Below are 25960 nucleotides of genomic sequence, written 5' to 3' on the forward strand. Positions count from 1 at the left end.
GCTCAGGCCTCGAGCCGGAGGTCGTCCAGCGGCTCGAACGTGTGGTCTCCACGAGTGGCCTTGGCCATGAGGTAGCGAGCGTTCGACGGACACCAGTACACGCCCGTGGCAACCCGTTCGGTGACCTCGACGCCCAGACGAGTGAGCTGCTCGGCCTTGTCCGGGTTGTTGCTGAGCAGCGCCACCGACGGCAGGCCCAGGGTGTGGATCATCTGGGCCGCCACGGTGTAGTCGCGGGCGTCAGCGCGAAAGCCCAGCGCGAGGTTCGCTTCGTAGGTGTCGAGCCCGAGGTCCTGCAGCGCGTAGGCGTCGAGCTTGGCGTACAACCCGATCCCTCGACCCTCCTGGCGCAGGTAGAGCAGGTATCCACCGACCTCCGCGATCCGCTCGACCGCCTCACGCAGCTGAGCTCCGCAGTCGCAGCGCTCGCTGCCGAAGACGTCACCGGTGAGGCACTCGCTGTGCAACCGCACGAGCGGCGGCTCTCCACCCGGGGCACGCGTCGGCTCGTCGCCCAGGCCCAGAGCCAGGTGCTCTCGGCCGTCGACGAGGCCGTGGAACGTCAGGACCCTTGCCTGAGTGCTGTAGCCGTCGGCGAACCGCAGCGGCACGCTCACCTCGGAGCGCACCGACGCTGCCGGAAGCCTGGGCCTCATGCCACCACCTCCGCCGACTCGTCCTCTGCGAACCGGTCCGAGAGGGCGTAGCGCAGGAGGACGACGTCCTCAATCCTGCGAACCTCCATCAGCTGTGCGCGTCGGCCCCGGTTCCACGGGAACGGACCATCCCCGACGACCCGGTGTGCGCGAGAGTCCCCGACGAAGAACGGTGCGACGACGACGTGGAGCTCGTCGGCGAGCCCCAGGGTGAGGAACTGGGTGTGCACGTTCTGGCCTCCCTCGACGAGGAGCCGGCGCACACCCCTCGTCGCCAGGTCTTCGCTCACCGCGACCACCGACGGGTCGCTGCCCGCGTCGACGACCGTCGCCACTGCGCGCAGCCGATCCCGCGTTCCGGGGACGGACCCGGTGGCGCAGTAGACGAGCTTGTCGCAGTTCCCGGTGGTGAAGAAGGCGGCCGAGGGATCGAACGAGGTATGCCGTGTCACCGTGACCTTGAGCGGTGACGGTCCGCGCCCCTCGGCGACGCGCCGCGCCTGCCGGTGCTCGGAGCGTACGAGCAGCCGTGGGTTGTCGGCGCGCACCGTACCGGCACCGACGAGGATCGCGTCGGCCCTCGCCCGCACCTCGTCCACGCGGTCGAGGTCCGCGGCGTTGGACAGGACGAGTCGGTTGCCCGAGCTGTCGTCGAGGTAGCCGTCGAGCGACATCGCGCAGCTGAGCACCGTGTACGGCAGGTCAGTCATGCCACCACCTCTCTCCTTGCGTCTGCGCCAAAGGTGGCTGGAGCAGCCGCATCGGCAGACGCAAGGGAAACGGTTGGTGCGGTTGGTGCTGTGGGGACCGTCCGTGCGGGGCGTCGTGATCGAGCGACGAGGAGCAGGGCGGCACCGGGGAGGGTGCCGACGAGGACGATCACCCCGAAGGCCACGGCGACCGCGAGCCCCTGGCTCGCGGTGGACCCGCTGGCGGCGAAGGCCCACGCCGCGACTCCTTCGCGCGGACCCCAGCCGGCGAGGTTCAGCGGTATGCCGGCCGCCACCAGGACGAGCAGCGCGAGGGGCGCGACGTCCGCCAGCGGCATACGGACTCCGACAGCACGGGCGGCGAGGGTGAAAGTGACAACGTGGCCACCGACGACCACGAGCGAGGCGGCCGCGATCCTGAGGACGGCAGAGGGTGAGGACAGTCGTCGCGCGTCGTCGACCACAACTCGGCCGAAGGATGACCAGCGTGCGAGCGCCGTCACTCCCACTGCAACGAACGCTCCCCCCGCGACCACGAGTGGCAACGCGGTGAACGACCCACCAGCGGCCAAGGCGGTCAGCGTCACTCCAGCGAGGACGACCTGGCCTGCTGTGCGTTCCCACGCGACCGCCCGCAGGGCCCGGCCGACGTCATCGACGAGGCGACCGTGGTGGACCGCGCGGTCCACGTCCCCAAGCACTCCGGCGGGAAGGGTGACGTTGAGGAACTGGGCGCGGTAGCAGGCAGCGACCGCCGAGGGCATCGACAACGGGACCCCGAGCCGACCGGCGACCACGCGCCACCGCCAGGCGGCAACCACCGTCGTGACCGCAGCGAGCGCGGCACCCGCCACGAGGACGCCAACATCCAAGCCGTGCAGGGCAGTGCTGACACCCTGGGTGCCGAGGTGGAGGAGGAGGGCGAGGAGGACCACCGCCCCACCGACGGTCCGGGCCCACCTCCGCTGCGCTTGCGCGGTCATCGGCCTCCGATCGCGTGCTGGCGTTGCTCTGCTCCTTCCCTCTGACACGAGGGCCAGGGCCGCGGGGTTCACTTCCGGCTCCCGACGTTCGGTGCGGGCAGGGCCAGCAGGTCGACGTGCTGCACCGTGACCACCAAGAGGCCAGCGGCGAGCTCGGCCCTACGCCGCTCGAGGTAGGCATCACCAGCCGCCGCCAGCTCCGGATGCTGCTCGGTGGCGGCTCCCACCCAGCCATGCAGCCACTCTGCAGTGAGCTCTGGGCTGTGGGCGCCCAGGTGCCACGGGGCCCGGTCCAGCTCGACCCGGAAGCCGGCGTCGGTGAACAGGCCCGCCGCGATGCCGGCCGCTTCCGGGCCGAGGAGCGTTCGGCCCCCGACCCTGCGTCGCTGGTGCTCGTTGAAGGCTGCCTCCAGCTCGACGTCCAGGGGTTCCGACGGGTGAAGCCGGACGCATCCGGTGACCGAGAGGGTGAGCAGCACGGGGCAGTCGGCTGCCACACAGGCCGCCACGAAGCGCTCCAGCTCGTCGGCGCAGAACATGTCGAGCAGCGCGGAGGCCGTGAGGATCGAGGCCCCCGCGAGATGGTCGGCTCGGAGCCGGGTGATGTCCGAGCGGCGCGTCTCGACCGTGACGCGGGCACCGTCCGCGGCTGAGTCAGGCGCGTCATCCGCAGCAGCTCTCAGCAGGCGCGGGTCCCGGTCGTGGAGGACCCAGTGCTGCGGTCCGGCCACCAACGGTGCCAGCCAGCGCCCCATCGACCCGCTGCCGCAACCGAGGTCGTGCACCACCATCGCGGCGTCGCCGACAGCGGTCCGCCTCTCAGGGAGCGCCTGCGTCAGCCGATGCACCAGGGCAGCCGATCGGGCAGCCGCATCCGCGGGCTCCCGCAGTCGCAGCCATCCTTGGCTGACGCCGGCGGACAGGTGCGACTCGACGGTGGTCATGCGGCCACCTGCCGGAGCACAGAGCCCAGCGCATCGGCTGTCGCCGACCAGTTCGCGAGGACCTCGCGGCGCTCTCGGGCTGCCTCGCGCAGGGCACCGCGCAGCGTTTCATCCGTGAGCCACCGGCGCAGTGCCCGGGCGAGTGCCTGCGAATCCGCCGCGGGGACGAGCATTCCCGGCCGCTGACCGCTCGACGAGCTCCCCAGGGTCGACGGCACCCCGCCGACCTCGCTGGCGACCACGGGCACGCCTCGGGCCAGTGCCTCGGTGACGACCATGCCGTAGGTCTCGGTTCTGGACGCGACGACGACAAGGTCGGACCCGGCATACCGCGCGTCGAGGTCGGCACCCACACGAGGACCGTCGAAGGTGATCCGATCCCCCACGACCGAGCCCGCGGCGCGCGCCCGGACGCGGTCCGCATACCCCCTGTCGATGTCGAGGGAGCCCACGCACCGGCACGACCACTCCAGGTCGGTCATCTCGAGAAGGGCCTCGACGAGCACGTCCTGTCCCTTGGTCTCGGTCACCGCACCCACACACAGCAACCGGCCTCCCGCACCCACCACCGGCGCGAGGGCCGCGACGTCGACCCCCGGCTCCACCACACGCACTGACACCGGATCGAGGCCGTAGGCACTCATGAGCCAGTCGCGGGTCCAGCTGCTCGTCGCGACCACCCCCGCGACGGCATGGAGCACCGCGCCCTCGCGCCGCAGCATCTCCCCGCCCCCGCCAGCCTCCGTGCCGCAACCCAGCGGCAGGTGGACGAGGACGAGCAGCCGCAGACGGCGCGCCTGCGGCACCATGACCTCGGGCAGGGCACAGGCGAGGAGTCCGTCGACGACCACGACGCTCCCCTCGGGGATGGCGCCGAGGGCAGCCCCCAGCGCAGCCCTCGACCTCCCGTCCCATCCCGGCCACGGCCCGGCCACCTCGTGGCGGCCCACCGCCCATCCACGGGCTCCCAGGCCCGCGCACACCTTCTGGTCGTAGGTGTTGCCGCCGCTGGGCCGGCGCGGATCCCCCACCCCGGCCGGGACGATGACGTGCACGGTGCTCACGGGGCACGCTCGTAGGACGCCCAGGCCACGTGCGACTCGCGGAGGGTGACGGCGATCGCCGACACGCGCCCCGCGGCGACACCGAGCTCACCCGACGTCAGCCGGTCGGCCATCCGGTCTGCGACGACCTGGGCCAGTCGCTCCGTCGTCGTGTTTACCCCGGAGAGGCTCGGGTCCTCATCGAGGTTGCGGTAGGACAGCCCGCCCATGACAGCCCTGAGCGCCTGCGACGCCCGGCCGATGTCGACGACCAAGCCGTCGGCGTCGAGCTCCGCGACGCGGAACGTCACATCGACGACATACGTGGCGCCGTGCAGTCGCTGCGCGGGACCGAACACCTCACCGCGCAGGCTGTGCGCGACCATCATGGAGTCCCTCACAGTCACGCTGAACATGCGCCCTCCCGGTCCGGCTCGTCGTAGCTGATGGTGTGGCACAACGCCGGCAGGCTGCCGTCGGCGAGGTTCCGCAGGACCACGGGCAGGTCCTCGAAGGGTGAGCAGCCGGTGAGGAGAACGTCGAACGCCGGGTCGCGCAGGAGCTCGAGGGCAAGCACGAGCCGGTCCCGCATCGACCGGTTCGCGCGTCGCGCCGGCGCCACCATGCCGACCTGGCTCGCCCGGATCGACAACCGGCCCGAGTGGAACCTGCCCCCCAGGCTCAGCGTCACCTCGCCGTCGCCGTACCAGCTGAGGTCCAGCACGGTCCCCTCGTCGGCGAGGAGCTCGAGGGATCGCTGCAGACCAGCAGACGTCGCGCTGGCGTGGACCACGAGGTCTCGCCCGCCCAGCGCCACCTCCGGCAGGGCGAAGCCGGCGCCCAGCGCGGCTGCCACCTCCGCCCGCTGCTCGTCGACATCGACGACGGTGACCTCCACGCCGGGCATCCCGGCCAGCAGCCGGGCCACGCACAGCCCCACCATGCCGCCGCCCACGACCGCGACCCGGTCGCCGACCAGCGGCGCGGCATCCCAGAGTGCGTTGACGGCAGTCTCGACCGTTCCGGCAAGGACGGCCCGCGACGGCGGAACGCCCTCGGGCACCACCACGACCGCCTCGCGAGGGACGACATAGACCGTCTGGTGCGGGTGCAGGCAGAAGACGGTGCGCCCCACCAGGTCCGCCGACCCTTCCTCCACCACCCCGACGTTGAGGTAGCCGTACTTGACCGGCCCCGGGAAGGTGCCCTCCTGGAACGGAGCCAGCATCGCGGCATACTGCGAGGCCGGCACGCCACCACGGAAGACGAGCGTCTCGGTCCCCCTGCTCACCCCGGACCGCAGGCTGCGCACCCGAACCTCCCCCGGGCCCGGCGCAGCGAGCTCGACCGGCCGGATCTCACCGGCGCCGGGCTCGCGCAGCCAGAACGCTCGGGCCGTCTCCGTCATGGGCGTACCTGTCGCACAACTCAGTACACGACGCGGGGGCGCCAGCGGTTCACCCGGTGGTGAACCAGATGTCCGGCGCGACCGTGATGCATGGCAGTGGGACGATCGGGTCGTCCCGGAGCGGAGAAGACCTCATGCGCATCCGGATCGTGACAGCACTGGCGGCCCTCGTGTCGGCGGCCGTGCACCTCATCCTGTTCTTCGACGGCTACAAGGACGTGGACGTCATCGGCCCCGCGTTCCTCACGAACGCGGTGGCCGGCGTGATCATCGCGGCGCTGCTCCTGCGGTGGCACCACTGGATCCCGGCGTTCCTCGTCGCAGGCTTCGGGGCGAGCACCCTGGGGGCGTTCGTCCTGTCCGCGACGGTGGGGCTGTTCGGGATCCACGAGAAGTGGACCGGTGGGTGGGTGCTCACCGCGGCCGTCGCCGAGGTCGTCTGCATCGTCGGTGGTCTCGTCCTCCTGAGCGAGCAGCTCCCTCTGCGAGAGCGGCTCCCCCTGCGGGAGCGGGCCGTCAGACGTTGAGCTGCAGGACGACGAGCCCGTCGGTCGTCTGCAGCTCCACTCGCTGGATGTCGTGCCGCTGGGCGGCCGTGGCCCCCTGCACGTGCATGGTGCGGCCCGGCAGCCCCTGCCAGGTCGCGACCTGCTCGGAGCGCCCGTCCGTGGTCCGGACCACGAGCGCATAGGTCGCATCGGGCCTCGCCTCGTACCCTCGCTCGGCCTCCTCGTAGGAGCACGTCAGGTCCACCCTGGTGCCCCACGCCACGCCCGCGAGCAGCAGGTCGGCCCGCACCGGGGTGTGCCCGACGGCCTCCATCGCGACCCCCGGCGCCGGACTGCTCGCCGTCACTCTCGGTGCCGCGACCTGCTCGTCACGCCCGCCCAGGTCCGTGGCCACGGCCAGCGACCCCACGGCGACGGCCGCGACCGCCGCGGCGATCGCCGCAACCAGAGCCGACCTGCGCCGCTGCGAGGCGCGCACCTCGCGCACCAGTGCCGGCAGGAGGGTGGCGGGCACCGGCGGGGGTGCCTCGGCCTCGAGGACTGCCGGGTCCACCTGCGCCAGAAGACCCGGTATGCCGGCCAGCTCGCGCACCGCGCTGCTGCAGTCCGCACACGTGGGGAGGTGGCGTTCGTAGGCCAGTCGCTCGGCCGGGGACAGGGACCCGAGGACGTAGGCAGCGTCGGCCTGCGCGAACTCACAGCTCATGCCCCCACCCCCATCTCCTGGAGCGCCAGACGCAGCGCCCGCAGAGCGTAGTGCGTCCTGGACTTCACTGTGCCCTCGGGGATGCCGAGCCGGTCGGCCGCCTGGGCGACCGACGCCCCCCGGAAGTAGCACTCGACGAGCACGGCGCGGTGGTCGGGCGAGAGGTTGAGCAGGGCGTCGGACACGACCCACGAGAGCAGGAGCTGGTCGGTCTCGTCGGTCGGTTCACGAACCTCGGGGACCTCCGCGACCGCCAGCTCGCCATGGATACGACGGGTGCGCCACTCGTCGATGACGATGTTGCGGGCGACGGTGAACAGCCACGACCGCACGGAGCCACGGCTCTCCTCGAGTCGGTCGCGGTTGCGCCAGGCGCGCAGCAGCGTCTCCTGGACGACGTCCTCGGCGTGCGCGTGGTCGCGCCCGGTGAGGCTCAGGCAGTAGCCCCACAGGGCGGCAGCATGTTCGTCGTGCAGCTGCTTCATCAGCACGGCGGCGCTCTCCGGCATACGACCTCCTACCCATCCATACGCAGACCGGGGCCGCCCGGTTCACGGCGTGACCGCAACAGTCCTCCAGCCTGTCCCGCCCGGTCAACACGAGGTCTTGACGAGGTGGCGCAGCGGGCAGACGCTGAGCCCATGCCCACTCGCCTTCGGCGAGGACTGGCTGATCGTCGTCCTGTGGCAGCACCGCCCGGCAGACAGGTAGGCACCCATGCCACGTCAGATCATCACGACCTCGGCCGCACCCGGTTCGCCGCTCTACAGCCAAGGCGTGCGGGCCGGTGCCCACGTCGTCCTCTCCGGGATCGTCGGCATCGACCCTGCCACAGGCGCTCTCGCGGGCGCGACCATCGAGGCCCAGACCCGTCAGGCCCTCACGAACTGCGAGGCCATCCTCCACGCGGGCGATGCCGCCCTTGACGACGTCATCGAGGTCGGGATCCTGCTGACCCGCCCTGAGGACTTCGCCGCCATGAACGCGGAGTACGCGCGGTGGTTCCCCATCGACCCGCCCACTCGCTACGTCGCCCGCCTGGGCGTCGACCTGCCCGGCCTGCTCGTCTCGATCCGCATGACGGCCTTCACGGGCTGAGGGCCTGCCAGCCCCAAGTTCAGGACCCTTGGACGCTCTCGTTGCGCACGGGCGGGTAGGGCGTGAACATGCCGTCCGGAAGGCCTGCCACCACGGGGCTGACCGCGGAGGCCGCGCCCTTGACGAGGTGCGCGGGCGCCGTGCCGGCGGGCAGCCGCAAGGCCTCTGCGAACGCCGCGGCGTCGGCCGGGCGCTGCTCGGGCAGCTTGGCGAGACCGGCCAGGACGACCGTGCGCAGCGGCTCGGGCACGGTGTCGGGCAGCTGCGGTGCGGGCTGACCCACGTGCGCGAGGGCCGTCGTGATCATCGACTCGCCCGCAAACGGCCGGCTGCCGGTGAGCATCTCGAACCCGACGACCGCCAGTGCATAGATGTCGCTGGCGGGGCCGGCAGGGCGGCCCTGGACCTGCTCGGGCGACAGGTAGTGCGCCGTCCCGAGCATCTCGCCGGTCTGGGTCAGGGCGGAGCCCGCCATCGCCTTGGAGATTCCGAAGTCGGTCAGCCGCGCATAGCCGTCGGCGTCGACCATGATGTTGGCCGGCTTCACGTCGCGGTGGACGACCCCGGCGTCGTGCGCGGTCTGCAGGGCCAGCGCCGCCTGGTAGAGGATCTCGGTCACCTGGTCGGGTGGCAGCGGTCCGCGCTTGCCGATGACTGCCGACAGCGGCTCGCCGTCGATGAGCTCCATCACGAGGAAGGCCGAGTGCTCGCCCTCGCCGAAGTCGTGCACGGTGACGATGTTGGGGTGCTGGAGCCCGGCAGAGTTCACCGCCTCGACGCGGAAGCGCTCGATGAAGGACTCGTCACCCTTCGCGTCGGGCCGAAGGACCTTGACGGCAACAGGTCGCTGGAGCCGCTCGTCCAGCGCACGCCACACCTGACCCATTCCGCCCTCGGCGATGAGCTCCTCGAGCCGGTAGCGGTCGGTCAGCAGCAGTCCCGGTGCGTAGTTCACAGGCGGTCCCCGGACCCGCTGGCGGCGAAGGAAGGAGCGGGTGTGGAGAGGCAGGGGCGAGCAGTGGTCACGAGGGTCCTGAGCGAGCGGGCTCCCTCCACAGTGGAAGGAGGACAGAACACCATTGTCGCAGGTCGCACGCCTCCCGGGGACCGCAACAGCCTGCGAGATGGCGGCCTCGGCCGACCGAGGTCAGCCTCCGGGAACCATCCAGCGCAGGATCTGCACCAGCCCGACGACGGCGCACACCACGACGATCGCCGCGATGACCCAGGCGATGATCTGGGCCGCGTCGATCCCGCCACCGGACCCCGAGGACGCCCCGGTCTCGGACGAGGAGGAGGACGCGACGCCGGAACCCGCGGGGTCGACCGTCGGGCCGGTGCTCGCGCGCGCCTCGAGCGCCTTGGACCTCAGCGCCTCGACCTTCTTGGACCGCGGCTCCTGACGCACCGAGCGGGGCAGCGAGCGCCACATCGCGCCGAAGTCGTCGCCGTGCGAGGACCGCCAGGCGTCGACGGCGGCCTCGACCTCGGGCCCCTTGACGCCGGCACCGAACCACGCCGCACCGGCCGCCGGGAGGTCGCCCATGCCGTGGTGCACCTCGCCGAGCAGCCGCAGCGCCTCGACGTCGCGCTCCTCGCGCACGTGCGCGGCGAGCAGGTCCCGGGCCACCCACAGCTGGTGGGCGTCGATGGCGTCGTGCGCCGACGCCACCACGGAGCTGGTCTCGTCCTGTGCGGTGGCATCAGCGGACGACGTCGACTGGGAGGGCAGGTCAGGCATGAGATCCAGCGAACCACACGACCGCACCGGTCTCGATGACCGGCACACGCGGCATACCGCCGCGTTCCGTCGTTTTCGCGTATGCCGTCCGCCCACCACACGTGGCCGGCGCCACTGAGCGTGCGCTCAGTCACAAACCTGGGACCCGCCTTGCCGGGGTGTACTCACCAGTAGCACCATGGCGGTATGGGCCACTACAAGAGCAACCTGCGCGACATCGAGTTCAACCTCTTCGAGGTGCTCGGTCGCGGTGACGTCCTGGGCCACGGCCCCTACGAGGACCTCGACTCCGACACCGCACGCGAGATGCTCAAGGAGATGGCGCGCCTCTCCGAGCACGAGCTCGCCGAGTCCTTCCAGGACGCCGACCGCAACCCGCCGGTCTATGACCCGCAGTCGCAGACCGTGACGATGCCGGAGTCGTTCAAGAAGTCCTACAAGGCCTACCGCGACAGTGGCTTCTGGGGCGTCGACCTGCCGGCAGACCTCGGCGGCACCGTCGCGCCACCCAGCCTGCGCTGGGCCATGAACGAGCTCATCCTCGGCGCCAACCCTGCCGTGGCGATGTTCAACGCGTCCTACGGCTTCGCCAAGCTCCTGCACATCATGGGCACCGAGGACCAGCGCAAGCTCGCCCGCTGGATCGTCGAGAAGGACTGGCACTGCACGATGGTGCTCACCGAGCCCGACGCGGGTTCGGACGTCGGCGCCGGTCGCACCAGGGCGACGCAGAACGAGGACGGCACCTGGGACATCACCGGCGTCAAGCGCTTCATCACCAGCGCCGAGTCCGACATGGTCGACAACGTCGTCCACTTCGTCCTCGCCCGCCCCGAGGGCGCCGGTCCCGGCACCAAGGGCCTCTCGCTCTTCATCCTCAGCAAGTACGACGTCGACCTCGAGACCGGTGAGCTCGGCGAGCGCAACGGCGTCTACGTGACCAACGTCGAGAAGAAGATGGGCCTCAAGGTCTCCACGACCTGCGAACTCACCTTCGGTGGCGACAAGCCCGCGACCGGAACGCTGCTCGGCGACGTCCACGACGGCATCGCCCAGATGTTCCGCGTCATCGAGAACGCCCGCATGCTCGTCGGCACCAAGGCCATCGCGACCCTGTCCACCGGCTACCTCAACGCGCTCGAGTACGCCAAGGAGCGCGTCCAGGGCGCCGACCTCACGCAGCAGACCGACAAGTCCGCGCCGCGCGTGACGATCACCCACCACCCCGACGTGCGCCGCAGCCTCATGCTGCAGAAGGCGTACGCCGAGGGCCTGCGCGCGCTCGTGCTCTACACCGCGGCGCAGCAGGACATCGTCGACACCGAGCAGCTGCGCACCGGCGCCGAGTCGCTCGAGCACGGCACCCCCGCCGAGCTCGCCAACCGCGTCAACGACCTGCTGCTCCCGATCGTCAAGGGCCTGGGCTCCGAGCGTGCCTGGGTGCTGCTCGGCACCGAGTCGCTGCAGACGTTCGGCGGGTCCGGCTTCCTGCAGGACTACCCGGTCGAGCAGTATGTCCGCGACGCCAAGATCGACACCCTCTACGAGGGCACGACCGCGATCCAGGGCCTCGACTTCTTCTTCCGCAAGATCATCAAGGACAAGGCCCAGGCCCTGACCACGATCTCGATGCAGATCCAGGAGTTCGCCAAGGACCTCGGAGGACACGGCGGCCGACTCGACCGCGAGCGCGAGCTGCTCGGCGAGGGCCTCGAGAACGTCCAGGGCATCCTGGGCTACATGGTCGGCGAGCTCATGAAGTCCGACCCGCGACAGGGCGGTGACGTCAGCAACCTCTACAAGGTCGGGCAGAACACGACCCGGCTGCTCCTGGGCGCCGGCGACCTCGTCGTCGGTTGGCTGCTCCTGCGCCAGGCCGACATCGCCCTCACGGCGCTCGAGGGAGAGGGGAGCGAGACGTCCCTTTCGGAGAAGGACACAGACTTCTACACCGGCAAGGTCGCGGCGGCGCAGTTCTACGCCCGCCAGGTGCTGCCCCGCCTCGCGGCCGAGCGCACGATGGCCGAGGCCACGGACAACGAGCTCATGGACGTGCCCGAGTCCGCCTTCTGACTCAAGGGCCACCAGAACGACCCGGTATGCCGGCCGCTCACCTTGCCGGCCGGCATACCTGCGTCTCGGTCCCGGATTCGCGAGGATGGGTGTCGAGATCGGCCCGCCTCGCTCGTCAGGGTGGTGAGGGCCGGCGACTGAACCGGCCACCGTGACAAGGAGCAGCCATGGCGCAGTACCTCATCTACTTCAACCAGCAGTGGGTCGGGGAGCACCCGCCCGAGTGGTTCCTCAGCCGCGTCGAGCCCTCGATGGCGGTCATCGAGGAGATGAAGGCGGCCGGGGTCTACGTGTTCGCCGGTGGGCTCGAGGAGGACGGCCCCATCTACACGGCCGACGCGACGAGTGGCACCGTGACGGTCACCGACGGCCCCTTCGCCGAGACGACCGAGCAGCTCGGCGGGTTCACCGTCATCGACGTGCCCGACGACGACAGTGCGAAGTTCTGGGCGGGCAGGCAGGCGCAGGGGTGCGGCTGGCCGCAGGAGGTCCGCAGGATCGGGGCCCCGCCGGAGCTCTGACCCCAGGTCGGCGCACCCACGACGCGGAAACCGTCAGAGGTCGCGGATAGTGCCGCGCCGTCTCCCGACTTCCCCGTCGTCCAGCCCGTCCCGCGGACGCACGAACGCCCCGGTGGCGAGCACCGGGGCGTTCGGGAGGACCGGCGTGTGCCGGGTCTCGAGTCAGAGACGCGAGTCCGGGTCGACGCGGGTCTCGTCAACCCGCGAGCCGGTGGTGGGGTCGACCTGCGACGAGCGGGTCGCGGTGTATCCCGCCGGACGGGCCCGGCCGCGCATCGCGAAGGAGAGCAGGATGGCCAGCACTCCCGCAGCGATGAGGATCCAGCCGAGCATGCCGTCGTCCATCCCCGGGATGTCCACCTGCAGGACGAACGCGAGGATCGCACCGATCACGATGAGGACGATTCCGAGTCCGATGTACATGGGTCACTCCTTGTGGCCGTGTCCGGGAAAAGGGGTCCCGGATCGGGAACCAACTCTACGCCGTGAAGCCTCTGACCTGCGGTTTCGCCACCCACTCATCCGCGCCTGTCTCGGGGCCGGTGATCGACGCCGTGCCTCCCGTCCGGATAATCACCGGATGAGCGAGTCGACCTCACCCGCACCGGCAGAGTCGGTCGACGCGCCGGGTGGTGTGATCGAGGGACTGGAGGCCCGGCCGGCCTGGGCACAGCTGCTCATCGCGCTCTCGCCGTTGAGCGTCATCCTCGCCGCCTATGCCGTGGCCCAGTGGCTCACCGCTCCCATCTCGCACGGACGCATCCGCGAGGGTGACGCCAACCGGCTGGGTGCCGGGCTGCACGTCTCCGGGCCGGCCGGTGCCGACGGCGCGCTCTTCGGCGAGGTGCCCACCGTGTGGCTGCAGGAGCGGCTCGCTGGTCAGGGAGGCCACTGGTACGACGCGCTCGCCTCGGTCGTCTACCTCAGCCACTACATCGTGCTGCCGCTGGTGACGGCCTACGTCTGGTTCCGCCTGCGCGACGAGTTCAGGGCCTGGATCCGGGCCGTCCTCATGCTCACCGTCGGGGCCATGACGACCTATGTGCTCTACCCCGCGGCGCCGCCGTGGCTGGCCTCCGACCTCGGGGTCGTGGCGTCGGTGGAGCGGCTGTCCGCGTCGGGCTGGGACCACCTCGGGCTCGGCGGGGTCGGCTCGCTGCTCGCGAGCACGCAGGCGGGCAGCAACCCGGTCGCCGCCATGCCCTCGCTCCACGCGGCGGTCCCCGTCCTCATCGCGGTGTTCATGTGGTCGGTGTCGCGCCGGAGGTGGCGCCTGGTGGCGTGCGCGTATGCCGTCGCGATGGCCCTGACCCTCGTCTACACCGGTGAGCACTACGTCGTCGACGTGGCGGCCGGTTCCCTGGCCGCGCTCGTTGCTGCCCTCGCCGGTCGAGCGACCACGACGACGAAGTAGGTTGAGGCGATGAACGTGGACGCAGGGGCGGGCCTGCATCGCACCGGTCGCCTCCCCGGAAGCGCGGCGTGACTCCGCGCGGTCCGTGGCCGACGGGTTCGTCAGCGCGCCCACTCACCGACGAGGAGCGCTACGACCGCGTCGCCCGGGAGGCGGCGGGCCTGGTCATCGGCGCCTACTCCTCCTCGTTCGGCCTTGCCTCCCGCCTGCTGCACGAGCCGGTGCGCGCCGGGGTGCGTGACGTCTACGCGTTCGTGCGCCTGGCCGACGAGATCGTCGACGGACCGATGGGCGTCTCCCGTCCCGAGCTCGCCGAGCAGGCCCTGCGCCGGCTCGAGGAGGAGACGGCGGTGGCACTGGAGCACGGCTACAGCCCCAACCTCGTCGTGCACGCCTTCGCCGGGACGGCCCGGCGGCACGGCATCGACCGCGAGCAGATCGACCCGTTCATCTCCTCGATGCGGATGGACCTCACCAGGTCCGTCCACGACGAGGCGAGCTTCGCCGAGTACGTCAACGGGTCCGCCGAGGTCGTCGGCCTCATGTGCCTCAAGGTCTTCCTCCACGCCGACGGGTCGCAGGGCACGGCGGGCAGCCGGGGCACGCTGGCAGCGCAGCTCGAGCCCGGGGCCATGCGCCTGGGGGCCGCCTTCCAGAAGGTGAACTTCCTGCGCGACCTCGCCGAGGACTACCAGTCGCGCGGGCGCCGCTACTTCCCCGGCATCGACCCGGAGCACCTCACCGAGGCCGAGAAGCACCGCCTGCTCGACGACATCGACACGGACCTGGCGGCGGCGCAGCCGGCGGTCGACGGGCTGCCGCGCAGCAGCCGCGCGGCGGTGGCCGTCGCGCACGCGCTCTTCCTCGAGCTGTCCCGACGCCTGCGTGCGACCCCGGCCACCACGATCTGCAGCTCCCGGGTGCGCGTTCCCGGCCTGGTCAAGAACCGGGTGGCCGCCGCCGCACTTCTCCGGGCGCGCCGGTCATGAGCGCGCCCCGGAAAGCCGTCGTCATCGGCGGAGGCATCAGCGGGCTCGCGTCGGCCGCCCTGCTCGCGCGCGAGGGCTACGACGTCGACCTGTTCGAGCAGGGGGAGCAGCTCGGCGGTCGTGCCGGCCGGTGGTCACGCGACGGCTTCCGCTTCGACACGGGTCCGTCGTGGTACCTCATGCCCGACGTCTTCGACCACTTCTTCCGCCTCATGGGGACCACGACGCAACGCGAGCTCGACCTCGTGCGTCTCGACCCGGCATACCGCGTCTTCTTCGAGGACGAGGGGCAGCCGCTGGACGTCCGCTCCGGGCACGACGAGGTCATCGCCCTCTTCGAGCAGGTCGAGCCGGGCGCCGGACGGGCCATGGCGCGTTATCTCGAGTCCGCGCGCACGACGTACGACCTGGCGGTCCAGCGGTTCCTCTACACGTCCTTCGAGTCGTTCACCCCGCTCGTGCGCCGCGACGTCGTCTCGCGGCTCGGGCGGCTCGGCCGGTTGCTGGCCCAGCCCCTCGACCGGTTCGTCGCTGCCCACGTGAGCGACTCCCGGCTCCAGCAGGTCCTCGGCTACCCGGCGGTCTTCCTCGGCACCTCGCCGGGACGCGCGCCGAGCATGTACCACCTCATGAGCCACCTGGACCTCGTCGACGGTGTGCGCTACCCCCGCGGCGGCTTCTCGCGCCTCGTCGACACCCTCGCCGGGCTGGCCGAGGGTGCGGGTGCCCGGCTGCACACCGGTGCCACCGTCACCCGTGTGGTCACCGAACTCCTCGCTGACGGCCCACGACGGGGTATGCCGGGTGCTCACCTTCGCGACCGGGCCCTGCGTCGTGACCGGGTTGCCCGCGCCACCGGCGTCATGGTGCGCGACGGTGGTGACGAGCGCTTCCACGCGGCCGACGTCGTCGTCGCGGCCCACGACCTGCACCACCTCGAGAGCGCTCTGCTGCCTGCGGAGCTGCGGGACCACTCGGCGCGCTGGTGGGACCGGCGCGACCCGGGCCCGGGCGCGGTGCTCGTGATGCTGGGCGTGCGGGGCGGCCTGCCCGAGCTGGCGCACCACTCGCTGTTCTTCACGCGCAACTGGCAGGAGCACTTCGACGTCATGCACGGCTCGGGGGACCCGATGCCCGACCCCGCCTCCATCTATGTCTCGCGCACCTCGGCGACCGACCCGTCCGCCGCACCGCAGGGGTGCGAGAACCTGTTCATCCTCGTGCCGGTCACGGCGGACCCGGGGCTGGGCCGAGGTGGCGAGGACGGTGCCGGCGACCCCGGTGTCGAGCAGATCGCCGATGCCGCCATCTCCCAGGTCGCGCAGTGGGCCGGGATCCCCGACCTCGCCGCACGCGTGGTCGTGCGCCGCACCATCGGCCCGGGCGACTTCTCCGGCGACCTCAACGCCTGGCGCGGCGGGGCCCTGGGGCCGGCACACACCGTGACGCAAAGCGCCTTCCTGCGTGGACGCATCTCCTCACGTCGCGTCGCCGGCCTGCTCTACGCCGGGGCGAGCACGATCCCCGGCATCGGGCTGCCGATGTGCCTCATCAGTGCCGAGGTCATGCTCAAGTCACTGCGCGGCGACGTCTCGACCGGCCCCCTGGCCGAGCCGGCCCTCGACGAAGGACGTCCGGCGTGAACCTGCAGCAGTGGTCCTATGCCGCGATGCTCGTGTTCTGCCTCATCGGCACGCTTCCCCTCGAGGTCGCCTTCCGCCTCGGCGTCCTGCGCCGCGTGGGTGCACTCTCCCTCACGGTCGTGCTCGCGGCCGGTCCCTTCCTGGTGTGGGACCTGTGGGCCACCTCCGTCGGTCACTGGAAGTTCGACCCGGCCCAGACCCTGCCGTGGCGGGTGGCCGGGGTCCCGCTGGAGGAGGTCGGCTTCTTCGTCGTCATCCCGCTGGCCGGCATCCTCACCTACGAAGCCGTCCGCACGCTGCGAGGTCGCCGGGCCGGGGCGCGAGCATCGGCACAACAGGTGAGCGCCCGGTGAGCTACACCGCGCTTGCCGCCGTGGCCGTCGTCCTGGCGCTCGCCCTCGACCTCTGGGCGCTGCGGACCCGCCTGACCACCACGAGCACCTGGTGGCTGTCCTACGTCATCGTCGTCGGCTTCCAGCTGCTCACCAACGGCTGGCTCACCGGCCGCGGCATCGTGCGCTACGACGGCGACGCCATCCTCGGCAGTGAGCGGATCACCTTCCTCGGGGACGGGCGCATCGCCTTCGCTCCCGTCGAGGACCTGGCGTTCGGCTTCGCGCTGGTGCTCGCGACCTGTGCCGTGTGGGTCCGGCTGCGCGGTCCGGTCGAGGAGCCGGCGTCATGAGCGGGACCAGCACCTCGCAGAAGTGGTCACCGACGGACCTGGGCATCGACGGCCCGAGCGCGCTGGACATGGCCCGGGCGTTCCGCTCCGTGCGGGCCGACCCGCTGACCTTCCTCGCGGACCTGCGGGCGCGGTACGGCGACCTCGTCGCGCTGCCGGTGCCCGGCCCACCCGCGCTCCTGCTCAACGACCCGGCCGACATCCGCCGCGTCCTGCAGACGTCCGCCCGGCACTGGACCAAGGACACGGTGCAGTACACCGCGCTTCGACGTGTCACGGGTGACGGACTCCTCGCGACGGCGAAGCCGACGTGGCTGGAGCACCGCCGGATCGCCGCACCGGCCTTCCACCACGAGCGCCTGGCCGGGGTCGGGGAGCAGGTTCGGGTCGCGACCGACGAGGCGCTTCGTTCGTGGCAGCCCCTGCCTCAGGCCGGCCGCACGGTGGACGTGCTCGAGCTCACGACGGGCGTGGCGCTCGACGTGGTCGGCCGGGCCCTGTTCTCGGCCGACCTGTCGTCTCGGGCCGAGCGCCTGCTTGCGGCCACCGGCGCGGCTGCGGGACTCATCGTGCGCCTGGGCCGCTCCATCCTCCCCATCCCGGAGTGGGTTCCCACCCCGCTGCACCGGCAGCTGCATGACGCCCGTCGCGAGCTCGACCGCCTCTGCGGCGAGCTCATCGTGGCGCGCCGCGCAGGGGCCAGCCAGTCCCATGGTGACGACCTCCTGGGCCTTCTCCTCGACAGCGGGATGGACGACGAGGCGGTGCGCGACGAGCTCGTGACCATGGTCATCGCCGGTCACGAGACGGTGGCTGCCGGCCTCGCGTGGACCCTCATGCTCCTGGCCGAGGACGAGGACGCGCAGGCCCGGGTGCGAGCGGAGCTCGGCGCCCTCGGTGACGAGCTGCCGCTCGTGGGTGCGGACCGGGTCGCCCCCTGGACCCGGGCGGTCGTCGACGAGTCGCTGCGCCTCTACCCTCCGGCCTGGGCCCTGTCCCGCCGCGCGACGGCCGAGGACGTGCTCGGTGGGCACGAGGTCCCGGTGGGGACGCTCGTGATCATCAGCCCCTGGCTCGTGCACCGCCATCCCGGACGCTGGAGCGACCCCGAGGCGTTCCGCCCCGACCGCTTCCTCGACGGCGCGAGCGGGGCGGCGCTCGACCGGGGCTACCTCCCCTTCGGCGCCGGTCCCCGTCTGTGCATCGGGCGCGAGTTCGCCCTTGGTGAGATGGTCATCGTCCTCAGCCGGCTGCTGCGGCAGCACCGGCTCAGCGTGCCGTCCGGCTGGGTTCGGCCCAGGGTTGAGGCGAGGGTGGCGCTCCACCCCGTGGGGGGCATGCCGCTCGTCCTGTCCCACACCGGCGAGCAGTCACCGTGACCCCGCTGCTGGTCCTGCTCCTCGTCGTTGCGGCGGCCCTCGCTGTGCGGCGCCAGCTTGCCGGCCTCACCGCCCTCGTGCCCCTGGCCGCTGAGGTCCCACCCGCAGGAGCGCCCGAGGTCTCTGTCGTCATCCCGGCGCGCAACGAGGGACATGCCCTGCCGCGCCTGCTGGGCTCCCTCACCGCGGCGGCGCCGTGGCTGTGCGAGGTCATCGTGGTCGACGACGGCTCGAGCGACGACACCGCCGCGGTGGCTCGCGCCGCGGGGGCCACTGTCCTCTCGGCCCCACCCCCGCCGGACGGATGGACCGGCAAGGCCCGGGCCTGCCACCTCGGAGCGCAGCACAGCACCGGGAGCGTGCTGCTCTTCCTCGATGCCGACACGAGCCTGGCACCGGGCGCCCTGCCCGCGCTGCTCGAGGAGCACGTTCGACATGGTGGGCTGCTCTCGGTGCAACCCCACCACGAGCCGCTCGAGGCCTACGAGCAGCTGTCGAGCTACTTCAACCACGTGTCCCTGGTGGGCTGTGGCGCGTTCACCCCACGAGGGGCGCGCCGACCCATGGCCTTCGGTCCCTGCCTGCTCACCACCCGCGCCGACTACGCGCGCGCTGGTGGGCACGCGGGCGTGCGGGCCGCCATCCTCGACGACGCCGAGCTCGCGGCCTCCTACGGACACGTCGGCCTGCCCGTCACCTGCCTGATCGGCGGCGAGGCGGTGCGGATGCGCATGTACCCCCGCGGCCTGCGCCAGCTCGTCGAGGGCTGGACCAAGAACATGGCCTCCGGGGCGACCGAGGCCGAGCCACTGTCGTCCCTCGTCGCCGTGGCATGGGTGTCGACCCACTTCGCCGTGGCCGCTGGCCTGGTCGGTGCGGGAGTCGACCTCGCCACGGGAGCCGACCTCCCCTCCACGGCCCTTGCCTGGCCCATCGCGTATGCCGTCGTCGCGGCCGAGATGCGACGTCACCTCCGCCGCATCGGCACCTTCCGGTGGTGGACCTGGGCGGTCTTCCCGGCGCCGCTGCTCGCCTTCGGGCTGATCTTCGCCCGGTCCCTGGTGCTGACGCGGGTGCTGCGGTCGGTGCGGTGGAAGGGTCGCGCCGTCGCCCTGTCGCCCAGCAACAGCGCCCACGAGGAGGGCTGATGCCCGTCTTCACTCTGCCGCTGCCCGCGACCGTGCTCGTCGACATCGTGGCCTGGGGCCTCTTCCACGGGGCCACCGGTCTGCTGGCACACCGCCTCGGGGAGCACCGGCTCCACGCCGACGGCTGGCTGCTGCGGCAGCGCGGCTTCGAGGACGGCGGCCGCTGGTACCGACGGGTCTGGCACATCCAGCGCTGGAAGGACCGGCTCCCCGAAGCGGGGGCGCTGTTCGCCGGCGGCGTGAGCAAGCGCCAGCTCCCCAGCGCCGACACCCAGGGGTTGCACCGGTTCGTGCGCGAGACGAGGCGGGCCGAGCTGACCCACTGGTGGGCCATGGCGTGCGGTCCGCTGTTCGTCCTGTGGAACCCGCCCTACGCCTCGGCCATCCTCATTGCCTACGGGATCGGGATCAACCTGCCGTTCATCACGATCCAGCGCTACAACCGGTTCCGCATCCAGGACCTCATCGCGCGTCGCGCACGCGCAGCGGGAGAACCGCACCGGGGTTGAGCAGGCCGTCGGGGTCGAGCGCGTCCTTGATGCGCTGGTTGAGCTCCATGACGTCGGGTCCGAGCATCGCGGGCAGGGCGTCGCGCTTGAGCCGGCCCACCCCGTGCTCGCCGGTGATCGTCCCGCCCAAGGCGATGGCGGCCGCGAGGATGTCCTCGAACGCCGCCCTCGCCCGGGTGGTGGAGTCCGCGTCGGCGGCGTCGTACATGACGATCGGGTGGGTGTTGCCGTCCCCGGCGTGCGCGACGCAGACGATGTCGACGCCCCGCTCGACGCCGATCTCCTCGACGCGGGCCACGAGGTCGGGCAGCAGGGGCACGGCGACCCCGACGTCCTCGAGGAGCAACGAGCCAGCCGCCTCGGCTGCGGGGAACGCGAGCCGGCGGGCGCGCACGAACGACTCGCCCTCGGCCGGGTCGTGGGTGAGAAAGACGTCGACCGAACCGGAGTCGACGCAGGCCTTCTCGATGACCGCCATCTCGGCCTCGCGCGCGCCCTGGGGTGCGTCGGACTGCACGATGAGCAGGGCCCGCTCGCGGTCCAGGCCCATGGGCGCGAAGTCCTCGACCTGGTTCACGGTCGGCCGGTCCATGAGCTCGACCATCGACGCACGCACGACCCGGCCCATCGCGACGACGGCCTCGGCGGCCGCTCGCACGGTGTCGAACGAGGCGACGAGGGTCGAGGGCGCGAGCTGAGCAGGGATGAGCCGCAACGTTGCTCGCGTGACGATGCCAAGCGTCCCCTCGCTCCCGACGAAGAGCTTGAGCAGCGACAGCCCGGCGACGTCCTTGACCCGCTTGCCACCCAGCGTGATGAGCCGCCCGTCGGCGAGGACGACGTCGAGCCCGAGGACGTAGTCGGTGGTCACGCCGTACTTCACGCAGCACAGCCCGCCCGCGTTGGTCGCGACGTTGCCGCCGATGGAGCAGATCTCGAACGAGCTGGGGTCCGGCGGGTACCAGAGGCCGTACTCGGCGGCGGCCTTCTTGACGGAGGCGTTGAAGGCGCCCGGCTCGACGACGGCGCAGCGCGCGGCCGGGTCGATCTCGATGGCGGTCATCCGCTCGAGGCTGATGACGAGCCCGTCCTCGACCGCCGACGCTCCCCCGCTCAGCCCGCTTCCCGCTCCACGGGGAACCACGGGTATGCCGTGGCTCGCCGCCCAGCGCACCGCGGTCTGGACGTGTTCGGCGACTTCGGCACGAACGGCGGCACACGGCATACCGGCGCCTGGGTCGTGAGCCCAGTCCCGGCGGTACTTCTCGAGCGCCTCGGGCGTCGTCGCGACGACGCCTTCCGGGAGGGAGGCGACGAGCTCGGCGACGGCAACGCTGCGATCGGTCACGGCCCCATCCTAGGAACGACGAGACTGGCGGGCCCAGCCCCTGACGACACGGAGACCCCGATGAGCACAGCGACGACCGCGGACCTCGACCTGCTGCGGGCGGCAGCCGCCGGTGACGTGGACGCTGCAGCAGCGGCCCTGCGGGCCGGGGCCGACGTGGAGACGCGTGACGAGCACCAGCGCACGCCGCTGCTCCTGGCGGCCACATCGGACGAGGTCGAGGTCGCTCGGCTGCTGCTCGAGGCCGGCGCGTCCCCGGATGCGCTGGACGACCGGCACGACACACCGTGGCTGGTCACCGGCGTGACCGGGAGCGTGGCGATGCTCGAGGCGCTGCTGCCGGCGAACCCTGACCTGACGATCCGCAACCGCTACGGCGGGGTGTCGGTCATCCCGGCGAGCGAGCGCGGCCACGTGGACTACGTGCGCCGTGTGGTGCAGACCGGCATCGACGTCGACCACGTCAACGACCTCGGCTGGACCGCACTGCTCGAGGCCGTGATCCTCGGAGACGGCGGACCGCACCATCAGGAGATCGTGGAGATTCTTCTCGAGGCGGGCGCCGACCGCGACCTCGCCGACAGGGAGGGTGTCACCGCCCTGGAGCACGCCAGGGCCAAGGGACAGGTCGAGGTCGCGCGCGTGCTCGAGGGCTGAGGGGGCGGCGGTCGCCGCCGGTGACCGTGCCGTTCGGCAGGATGGGGGCATGGCCACGATCGTCTTCCTGCATGCCCACCCCGACGACGAGGCCTCCGGCACCTCGGGCACGATGACGCGGCTCTCGCGCGAGGGCCACCGGGTCGTGGTGGTCTACGGCACCGGTGGCGAGCACGGCACGGCGCCGGCAGAGCTGGCCGAAGGCATGACGGTCGCCGACTTCCGTCGTGGAGAGGCGGAGGCCTCGGCCCGCGTCACAGGGGCGGAGCGCATCGTCTGGCTCGGGTACCAGGACTCGGGGATGCACGGCTGGGACCAGAACGCCCACGAGCAGTCCTTCCACAGCGCTGACCTCGACGAGGCAGCGGAGCGGCTGGTCGAGGTGCTCGACGAGGAGGATGCCGACGTGCTCGTGGCGTACGACTGGCATGGCGGCTACGGCCACCCGGACCACATCAAGGTGCACCACGTGGCCCACCGCGCCGCCGAGCGAGCCATGCAACGTCCGCGTCTGCTCGAGTCGACGATGAACCGCGACGCCATGCGAGCTGGTTATCGGGCGGCCAAGGAAGCGGGACATGACGCGAGCTTCGACCCGGACCAGCCGATGGAGGACGGCGAGCCGATCGGCACGCCCGAGACCCAGATCTCCTGGCGGGTCGACGTCTCCGCCGACATCGACGCCAAGCGGGCAGCGCTGTCCGCCCACGCGAGCCAGACGTCCAACGTCGGCATGATGCTCCAGCTGCCGCCCGAGACCTTCCTCGCGTGGTTCGGCACCGAGTTCTACATCGAGCCGGGTCGTGAGCCGGGCATGGTCGACGGGTGGCCGTTCGCCGACCTGAACGCCTGACTCGGGAGCGACCGGAGGGAACCTTGGGGGTCCGGAGGGTTAGCAACCATCCGGCCCCCAAAGGTCCCCTCATGGGGAGCAAAAGTCGGGGTCAGAGGTGGCGGTCAGCCAGGACCGGGAAGCCCTCTCTCGTGCTGAGCACCACGGCGGGGTCGATGTCGACGACGAGGACTTCCTCGTCGCTGCCGGCCTCGGCCAGCACCTCACCGCTCGGCGAGACCACCTGGCTGCGGCCGCCCATCTCCGTGCGCGCGTGGGTGCCGGCGGTGTTGCACTGCACGACGAACGCCTGGTCCTCGACGGCCCGCGCCCGCCCGAGCAGCGTCCAGTGGGCGACGCGCGCAGCCGGCCAGGCCGCGGGCACGAGGAACACCGTCGCGCCGGCGTCGAGCTGCTGCCGGTAGAGCTCGGGGAAGCGCAGGTCGTAGCAGGTCGAGAGCCCGACCGTCACGGGCTCGGCTGCACCGGACGGGATCTCGACGGTGACGACCTCAGTGCCGGCCTCGAGGAGCTTCGGCTCACCGGAGCCGAACCCGAACCGGTGGATCTTGCGGTATGCCGTCCGCCCACCCTGCGCAGTGACGAGGACGGAGGTGTTGGCCAGGGTGCGGCCGTCCGGCCCGGCCTCGGGCAGGCGCTCGATGAACGACCCGGCATGCAGGGTCACCCCGGCGTCGGTCGCGAGGGTGGTCATGGCGCTCACCCAGGGTCCGTTGAGCGCCTCGGCCAGGCCCTCCCACCGGCGGTAGTCGAACCCCGTCGGACCCCACAGCTCGGGCAGGACGACCAGGTCCGGCCCGTGCTCGTCGGACACCTCACGCACGAGGCCCGAGACCCGCTCGATGCGCTCCGGCATCGACTCGTCATCGTCGTAGCCCAGCTGGATGGCCGCGATCCGCATCAGTCGATCTCCTTGCTCTCTTGACCGAGGCGCCCGAGTCGCGCGTTGTAGGCGCGCAGCGCTGCGTCGTCGTCGCGGTCGGCCTGGCGGTCGAGCCGCACCGTCTCCTGACGGTCCCGGCTGAACCATTGTCGCGCGACGAGGACGGCGAGGATGAGCGTGGGCGCCTCACCGAAGCCCCACGCGATCTCGCCGGCGCGCTCCTGGTCGGCTAGCAGCGGCGGCCCCCACGGCAGGTTGATCTGCTCGAAGAAGCCCGGGGCCAGCACGAACTGCGTCCCCGTGAGCGTCACCCCGAAGAAGGCGTGGAACGAGATCGTCGCAAAGAGGATGAGGAGCAGGATCGTCGGCGACCACTTCGGCGGACCGGGGTCGATGCCGATGAGCACCCACGTGAAGAGGTATCCCGTGAGGAAGAAGTGGGCGATCATGAGCAGGTGCCCGGTGTGGGTGGTGAGCGCGACCTCGAACAGCGGCGACCAGTAGAAGGCCGCGAGGCTCCCGAAGAACAGAGCGGCCGCGACCACCGGGTTGGCGAGCAGCTTCATCGCCCGTGAGTGCACGACCTGGAGGATGAGCTCGCGAGGCCCCCAGGTGCGGTCGTGGCGTGACGGCAGGGCGCGCAGGGCCAACGTCAGGGGGGCGGCCGGGACGAGCAGCAGCGGCACGACCATCGCCACGATCATGTGCATGACCATGTGGACGGAGAAGAGCACCCGGCCCCAGATGTCGGGGGCACCGCTCGTGGCCCAGACGAACGCGATCCAGCCGAGGGTCCACAGGATCGTGCGGTGGACCGGCCAGGTGTCGCCGCGCCGTCGCAGACGGATGACGCCCGCGGCATACAGGCCGACGGCGAGCACCGCGATGGTGAGCATGAGCCAGTTGGGCCGCCAGGCCAACAGCCAGTCGGCCCTGGACATCGGCCCCGGGTCCGGGAAGCCGGTGAGGGTCAGCACCGCGCTCGGTGACTCCTCGGAGTCCGGCACGGGTGGGGGCGTACGCCCCAGCACCGCACCCAGACCGAAGGCGGCCGACATGAGCGCGAGCTCGAGGAGCACGAGGCGTGAGAACGCGTTGCCACCCTGGCCGATGGTGGCCATGACCCGGCGCCGCTGCTGCCAGCCGAGGATGCCGAGGGCGACGATGATGACTGTCTTGCCCACGAGCATCGCGCCGTAGGCCGAGTTGATGCCCGAGAAGGACCCGAGCCGGATCACGGCCTGCTGCAACCCGGTGAGGGCCACCGCGGCGTAGGCCCAGGCGGCGAGCACCGAGTAGCGGCCGACGGTGGCGCCGAGGTCCTCACCGATGCGCGGCCGCATGATCGCGATGGCGAGCAGTCCACCGACCCACACCGTGACGCCGATGAGGTGCACCCCGAGCGAGTTGACCGCGTCCTCGTGGCTGGCGCTGCCCGCCGCGTGCCCCGTGAGCGCGACGATGACGATGCCGCCCAGGGCCAGTGCCGCCAGCCAGGCAAAGGACGACCGCGCACGGGCGAGCAGTGCACCGCTGGTGACAGCCAGTGCCACTGCGGTCGAGATCGACAGGACACGGGTGACTTCGAGCGACCAGACGAACGTGAGGAACTGGCGACCCAGCTCCGGGTCGCCCAGGGTGAGGCCGGCGAGCGAGGCGAACGTGAGGAGGACTCCCAACCCAGCCGAGACGAACCAGATGACCCCGGTGACGGCGGCCAGGCGCGCGGCCTGGATGCGCCGCTCGGTGTTGCGCCGCTCCGGGACGAGGAACGCCGCCAGGACGAGCAGCCCGAGGGTCGCCGCAGACGAGAGGTCGCTGACCACCCGCACCAGGGGCAGGGCGACGCGCACGAGGGGGCCGGGGTCGTCGAGGACGAGCGGCGCCAGCACCCCGGCGAGCGCGGCTGCGACGAGGGCGACGAGCAGTCCGCTGACGGTGACGACAGCCACCGGCCCCAGGGCGGTGCGAGGGGCAGCGGGGGCAGTGCTCATGCCACCCAGCGTAGGCAGGCCGCTGTGGCCTCTCGGCCATGACCCAGCCCGCACGAGGCATCCGGC

29 protein-coding genes are annotated in these 25960 nt (G+C 71.6%); 14 read left to right on the top strand and 15 right to left on the bottom strand.

The features are described from left to right. Positions 1-2: 2 nt before the first annotated feature. From ASG74_RS09330 to ASG74_RS09360, 7 genes are all read right to left on the bottom strand, one after another. Positions 3-656 (bottom strand): GTP cyclohydrolase II, encoded by a 654-nt coding sequence (locus ASG74_RS09330; RefSeq protein WP_056141864.1) that lies wholly within the window; start codon positions 654-656, stop codon positions 3-5. After that, the gene (locus ASG74_RS09335) at positions 653-1366 is read right to left on the bottom strand and encodes a RibD family protein (protein ID WP_056141866.1); all 714 of its coding nucleotides are present in this window, start codon (positions 1364-1366) and stop codon (positions 653-655) included. Before ASG74_RS09335 ends, ASG74_RS09330 begins: the two co-directional genes overlap by 4 nt. Then, a complete protein-coding gene (locus ASG74_RS09340; RefSeq protein WP_082569624.1) occupies positions 1363-2349 on the bottom strand; it encodes a lysylphosphatidylglycerol synthase transmembrane domain-containing protein in 987 nt (328 codons plus the stop codon). Before ASG74_RS09340 ends, ASG74_RS09335 begins: the two co-directional genes overlap by 4 nt. Before the next feature lie 68 nt (positions 2350-2417). Next, positions 2418-3293 (bottom strand): hypothetical protein, encoded by an 876-nt coding sequence (locus tag ASG74_RS09345; RefSeq protein ID WP_056141869.1) that lies wholly within the window; start codon positions 3291-3293, stop codon positions 2418-2420. Next, complete coding sequence (locus ASG74_RS09350) at positions 3290-4357, bottom strand: glycosyltransferase family 4 protein (protein WP_056141872.1); 1068 nt, start codon at positions 4355-4357, stop codon at positions 3290-3292. Before ASG74_RS09350 ends, ASG74_RS09345 begins: the two co-directional genes overlap by 4 nt. Next, positions 4354-4752 (bottom strand): 6-pyruvoyl trahydropterin synthase family protein, encoded by a 399-nt coding sequence (locus ASG74_RS09355; protein ID WP_056141875.1) that lies wholly within the window; start codon positions 4750-4752, stop codon positions 4354-4356. Before ASG74_RS09355 ends, ASG74_RS09350 begins: the two co-directional genes overlap by 4 nt. Then, positions 4740-5744: a zinc-dependent alcohol dehydrogenase gene (locus ASG74_RS09360; protein ID WP_056141878.1), complete on the bottom strand. Its 1005-nt coding sequence runs from the start codon at positions 5742-5744 to the stop codon at positions 4740-4742. The genes ASG74_RS09355 and ASG74_RS09360 overlap by 13 nt, the downstream gene beginning before the upstream one ends. A 134-nt stretch (positions 5745-5878) precedes the next feature. Between ASG74_RS09360 and ASG74_RS09365 the strand changes: the two genes are divergently transcribed. Further along, positions 5879-6271 carry a hypothetical protein gene (locus ASG74_RS09365; protein ID WP_056143451.1) on the top strand — a complete coding sequence of 131 codons (393 nt, stop codon included), beginning with the start codon at positions 5879-5881 and terminating at the stop codon, positions 6269-6271. Here the strand turns inward: ASG74_RS09365 and ASG74_RS09370 are convergent. Both ASG74_RS09370 and ASG74_RS09375 read right to left on the bottom strand, forming a co-directional pair. Further along, positions 6261-6959, bottom strand: coding sequence for an anti-sigma factor family protein (locus ASG74_RS09370; RefSeq protein ID WP_056141880.1), 699 nt, complete (start codon positions 6957-6959; stop codon positions 6261-6263). The two genes, ASG74_RS09365 and ASG74_RS09370, sit on opposite strands and share 11 nt — an antisense overlap. Continuing rightward, positions 6956-7468, bottom strand: a complete 513-nt coding sequence (locus ASG74_RS09375; RefSeq protein WP_056141883.1) for a sigma-70 family RNA polymerase sigma factor — start codon at positions 7466-7468, stop codon at positions 6956-6958. Before ASG74_RS09375 ends, ASG74_RS09370 begins: the two co-directional genes overlap by 4 nt. Before the next feature lie 208 nt (positions 7469-7676). Here ASG74_RS09375 and ASG74_RS09380 point away from each other — a divergent pair, with 208 nt between their 5' ends. Further along, positions 7677-8057, top strand: a complete 381-nt coding sequence (locus ASG74_RS09380; protein WP_056141886.1) for a RidA family protein — start codon at positions 7677-7679, stop codon at positions 8055-8057. Positions 8058-8076: 19 nt separating this feature from the next. Here ASG74_RS09380 and ASG74_RS09385 read toward each other — a convergent pair whose 3' ends face one another. Both ASG74_RS09385 and ASG74_RS09390 read right to left on the bottom strand, forming a co-directional pair. Then, a complete protein-coding gene (locus ASG74_RS09385; RefSeq protein WP_056141889.1) occupies positions 8077-9012 on the bottom strand; it encodes a serine/threonine-protein kinase in 936 nt (311 codons plus the stop codon). Positions 9013-9204: 192 nt separating this feature from the next. Further along, positions 9205-9798 carry a hypothetical protein gene (locus ASG74_RS09390; RefSeq protein ID WP_056141892.1) on the bottom strand — a complete coding sequence of 198 codons (594 nt, stop codon included), beginning with the start codon at positions 9796-9798 and terminating at the stop codon, positions 9205-9207. A gap of 186 nt (positions 9799-9984) precedes the next feature. On the opposite strand from ASG74_RS09390, the gene ASG74_RS09395 reads away from it, so the two are divergent. Together ASG74_RS09395 and ASG74_RS09400 are read left to right on the top strand one after the other, a co-directional pair. Beyond that, positions 9985-11871, top strand: coding sequence for an acyl-CoA dehydrogenase (locus ASG74_RS09395; protein WP_056141895.1), 1887 nt, complete (start codon positions 9985-9987; stop codon positions 11869-11871). A gap of 167 nt (positions 11872-12038) precedes the next feature. After that, complete coding sequence (locus ASG74_RS09400; RefSeq protein ID WP_056141898.1) at positions 12039-12392, top strand: YciI family protein; 354 nt, start codon at positions 12039-12041, stop codon at positions 12390-12392. A 162-nt stretch (positions 12393-12554) separates the two neighbouring features. Here ASG74_RS09400 and ASG74_RS09405 read toward each other — a convergent pair whose 3' ends face one another. Continuing rightward, positions 12555-12815 (bottom strand): DUF6458 family protein, encoded by a 261-nt coding sequence (locus ASG74_RS09405; RefSeq protein ID WP_056141903.1) that lies wholly within the window; start codon positions 12813-12815, stop codon positions 12555-12557. Between the two features lie 157 nt (positions 12816-12972). Here ASG74_RS09405 and ASG74_RS09410 point away from each other — a divergent pair, with 157 nt between their 5' ends. The 8 genes from ASG74_RS09410 to ASG74_RS09445 all read left to right on the top strand — a co-directional run bounded on the left by ASG74_RS09410 (position 12973) and on the right by ASG74_RS09445 (position 20159). Next, positions 12973-13806 (top strand): phosphatase PAP2 family protein, encoded by an 834-nt coding sequence (locus tag ASG74_RS09410; protein ID WP_056141906.1) that lies wholly within the window; start codon positions 12973-12975, stop codon positions 13804-13806. Positions 13807-13874: 68 nt separating this feature from the next. Then, on the top strand, positions 13875-14795 hold the full coding sequence (locus ASG74_RS09415; RefSeq protein WP_056141909.1) for a phytoene/squalene synthase family protein: 921 nt from the start codon (positions 13875-13877) through the stop codon (positions 14793-14795). Further along, entirely contained in the window at positions 14792-16438 is a 1647-nt protein-coding gene (gene crtI, locus ASG74_RS09420) for a phytoene desaturase family protein (RefSeq protein WP_056141912.1), read from the top strand. Before ASG74_RS09415 ends, crtI begins: the two co-directional genes overlap by 4 nt. Beyond that, complete coding sequence (locus tag ASG74_RS09425; RefSeq protein ID WP_200942560.1) at positions 16435-16791, top strand: lycopene cyclase domain-containing protein; 357 nt, start codon at positions 16435-16437, stop codon at positions 16789-16791. The genes crtI and ASG74_RS09425 overlap by 4 nt, the downstream gene beginning before the upstream one ends. Next, a complete protein-coding gene (locus ASG74_RS09430; RefSeq protein ID WP_056141915.1) occupies positions 16788-17123 on the top strand; it encodes a lycopene cyclase domain-containing protein in 336 nt (111 codons plus the stop codon). The genes ASG74_RS09425 and ASG74_RS09430 overlap by 4 nt, the downstream gene beginning before the upstream one ends. Further along, positions 17120-18502, top strand: coding sequence for a cytochrome P450 (locus ASG74_RS09435; RefSeq protein ID WP_056141916.1), 1383 nt, complete (start codon positions 17120-17122; stop codon positions 18500-18502). The genes ASG74_RS09430 and ASG74_RS09435 overlap by 4 nt, the downstream gene beginning before the upstream one ends. Continuing rightward, positions 18499-19650, top strand: coding sequence for a glycosyltransferase (locus tag ASG74_RS09440; RefSeq protein ID WP_056141919.1), 1152 nt, complete (start codon positions 18499-18501; stop codon positions 19648-19650). The genes ASG74_RS09435 and ASG74_RS09440 overlap by 4 nt, the downstream gene beginning before the upstream one ends. Further along, a complete protein-coding gene (locus ASG74_RS09445) occupies positions 19650-20159 on the top strand; it encodes a hypothetical protein (RefSeq protein ID WP_056141923.1) in 510 nt (169 codons plus the stop codon). Before ASG74_RS09440 ends, ASG74_RS09445 begins: the two co-directional genes overlap by 1 nt. On the opposite strand, the gene ASG74_RS09450 is transcribed toward ASG74_RS09445, so the two are convergent. Beyond that, complete coding sequence (locus ASG74_RS09450; RefSeq protein WP_056141926.1) at positions 20113-21507, bottom strand: FAD-binding oxidoreductase; 1395 nt, start codon at positions 21505-21507, stop codon at positions 20113-20115. The genes ASG74_RS09445 and ASG74_RS09450 overlap by 47 nt on opposite strands. 60 nt (positions 21508-21567) lie before the next feature. Between ASG74_RS09450 and ASG74_RS09455 the strand changes: the two genes are divergently transcribed. Together ASG74_RS09455 and ASG74_RS09460 are read left to right on the top strand one after the other, a co-directional pair. After that, on the top strand, positions 21568-22164 hold the full coding sequence (locus tag ASG74_RS09455) for an ankyrin repeat domain-containing protein (RefSeq protein ID WP_056141929.1): 597 nt from the start codon (positions 21568-21570) through the stop codon (positions 22162-22164). Between the two features lie 49 nt (positions 22165-22213). Continuing rightward, positions 22214-23017 carry a PIG-L family deacetylase gene (locus tag ASG74_RS09460; protein ID WP_056141932.1) on the top strand — a complete coding sequence of 268 codons (804 nt, stop codon included), beginning with the start codon at positions 22214-22216 and terminating at the stop codon, positions 23015-23017. Positions 23018-23108: 91 nt separating this feature from the next. Here ASG74_RS09460 and ASG74_RS09465 read toward each other — a convergent pair whose 3' ends face one another. Continuing rightward, positions 23109-23918 carry a carbon-nitrogen family hydrolase gene (locus ASG74_RS09465; protein WP_056141935.1) on the bottom strand — a complete coding sequence of 270 codons (810 nt, stop codon included), beginning with the start codon at positions 23916-23918 and terminating at the stop codon, positions 23109-23111. After that, complete coding sequence (locus ASG74_RS09470; RefSeq protein WP_056141938.1) at positions 23918-25894, bottom strand: cytochrome c oxidase assembly protein; 1977 nt, start codon at positions 25892-25894, stop codon at positions 23918-23920. The genes ASG74_RS09465 and ASG74_RS09470 overlap by 1 nt, the downstream gene beginning before the upstream one ends. Between the last annotated feature and the right edge of the window lie 66 nt (positions 25895-25960).

Origin of the sequence: Knoellia sp. Soil729 (assembly GCF_001427985.1) — a bacterium.
In the GTDB taxonomy this organism is placed as follows: Bacteria; Actinomycetota; Actinomycetes; order Actinomycetales; family Dermatophilaceae; genus Knoellia.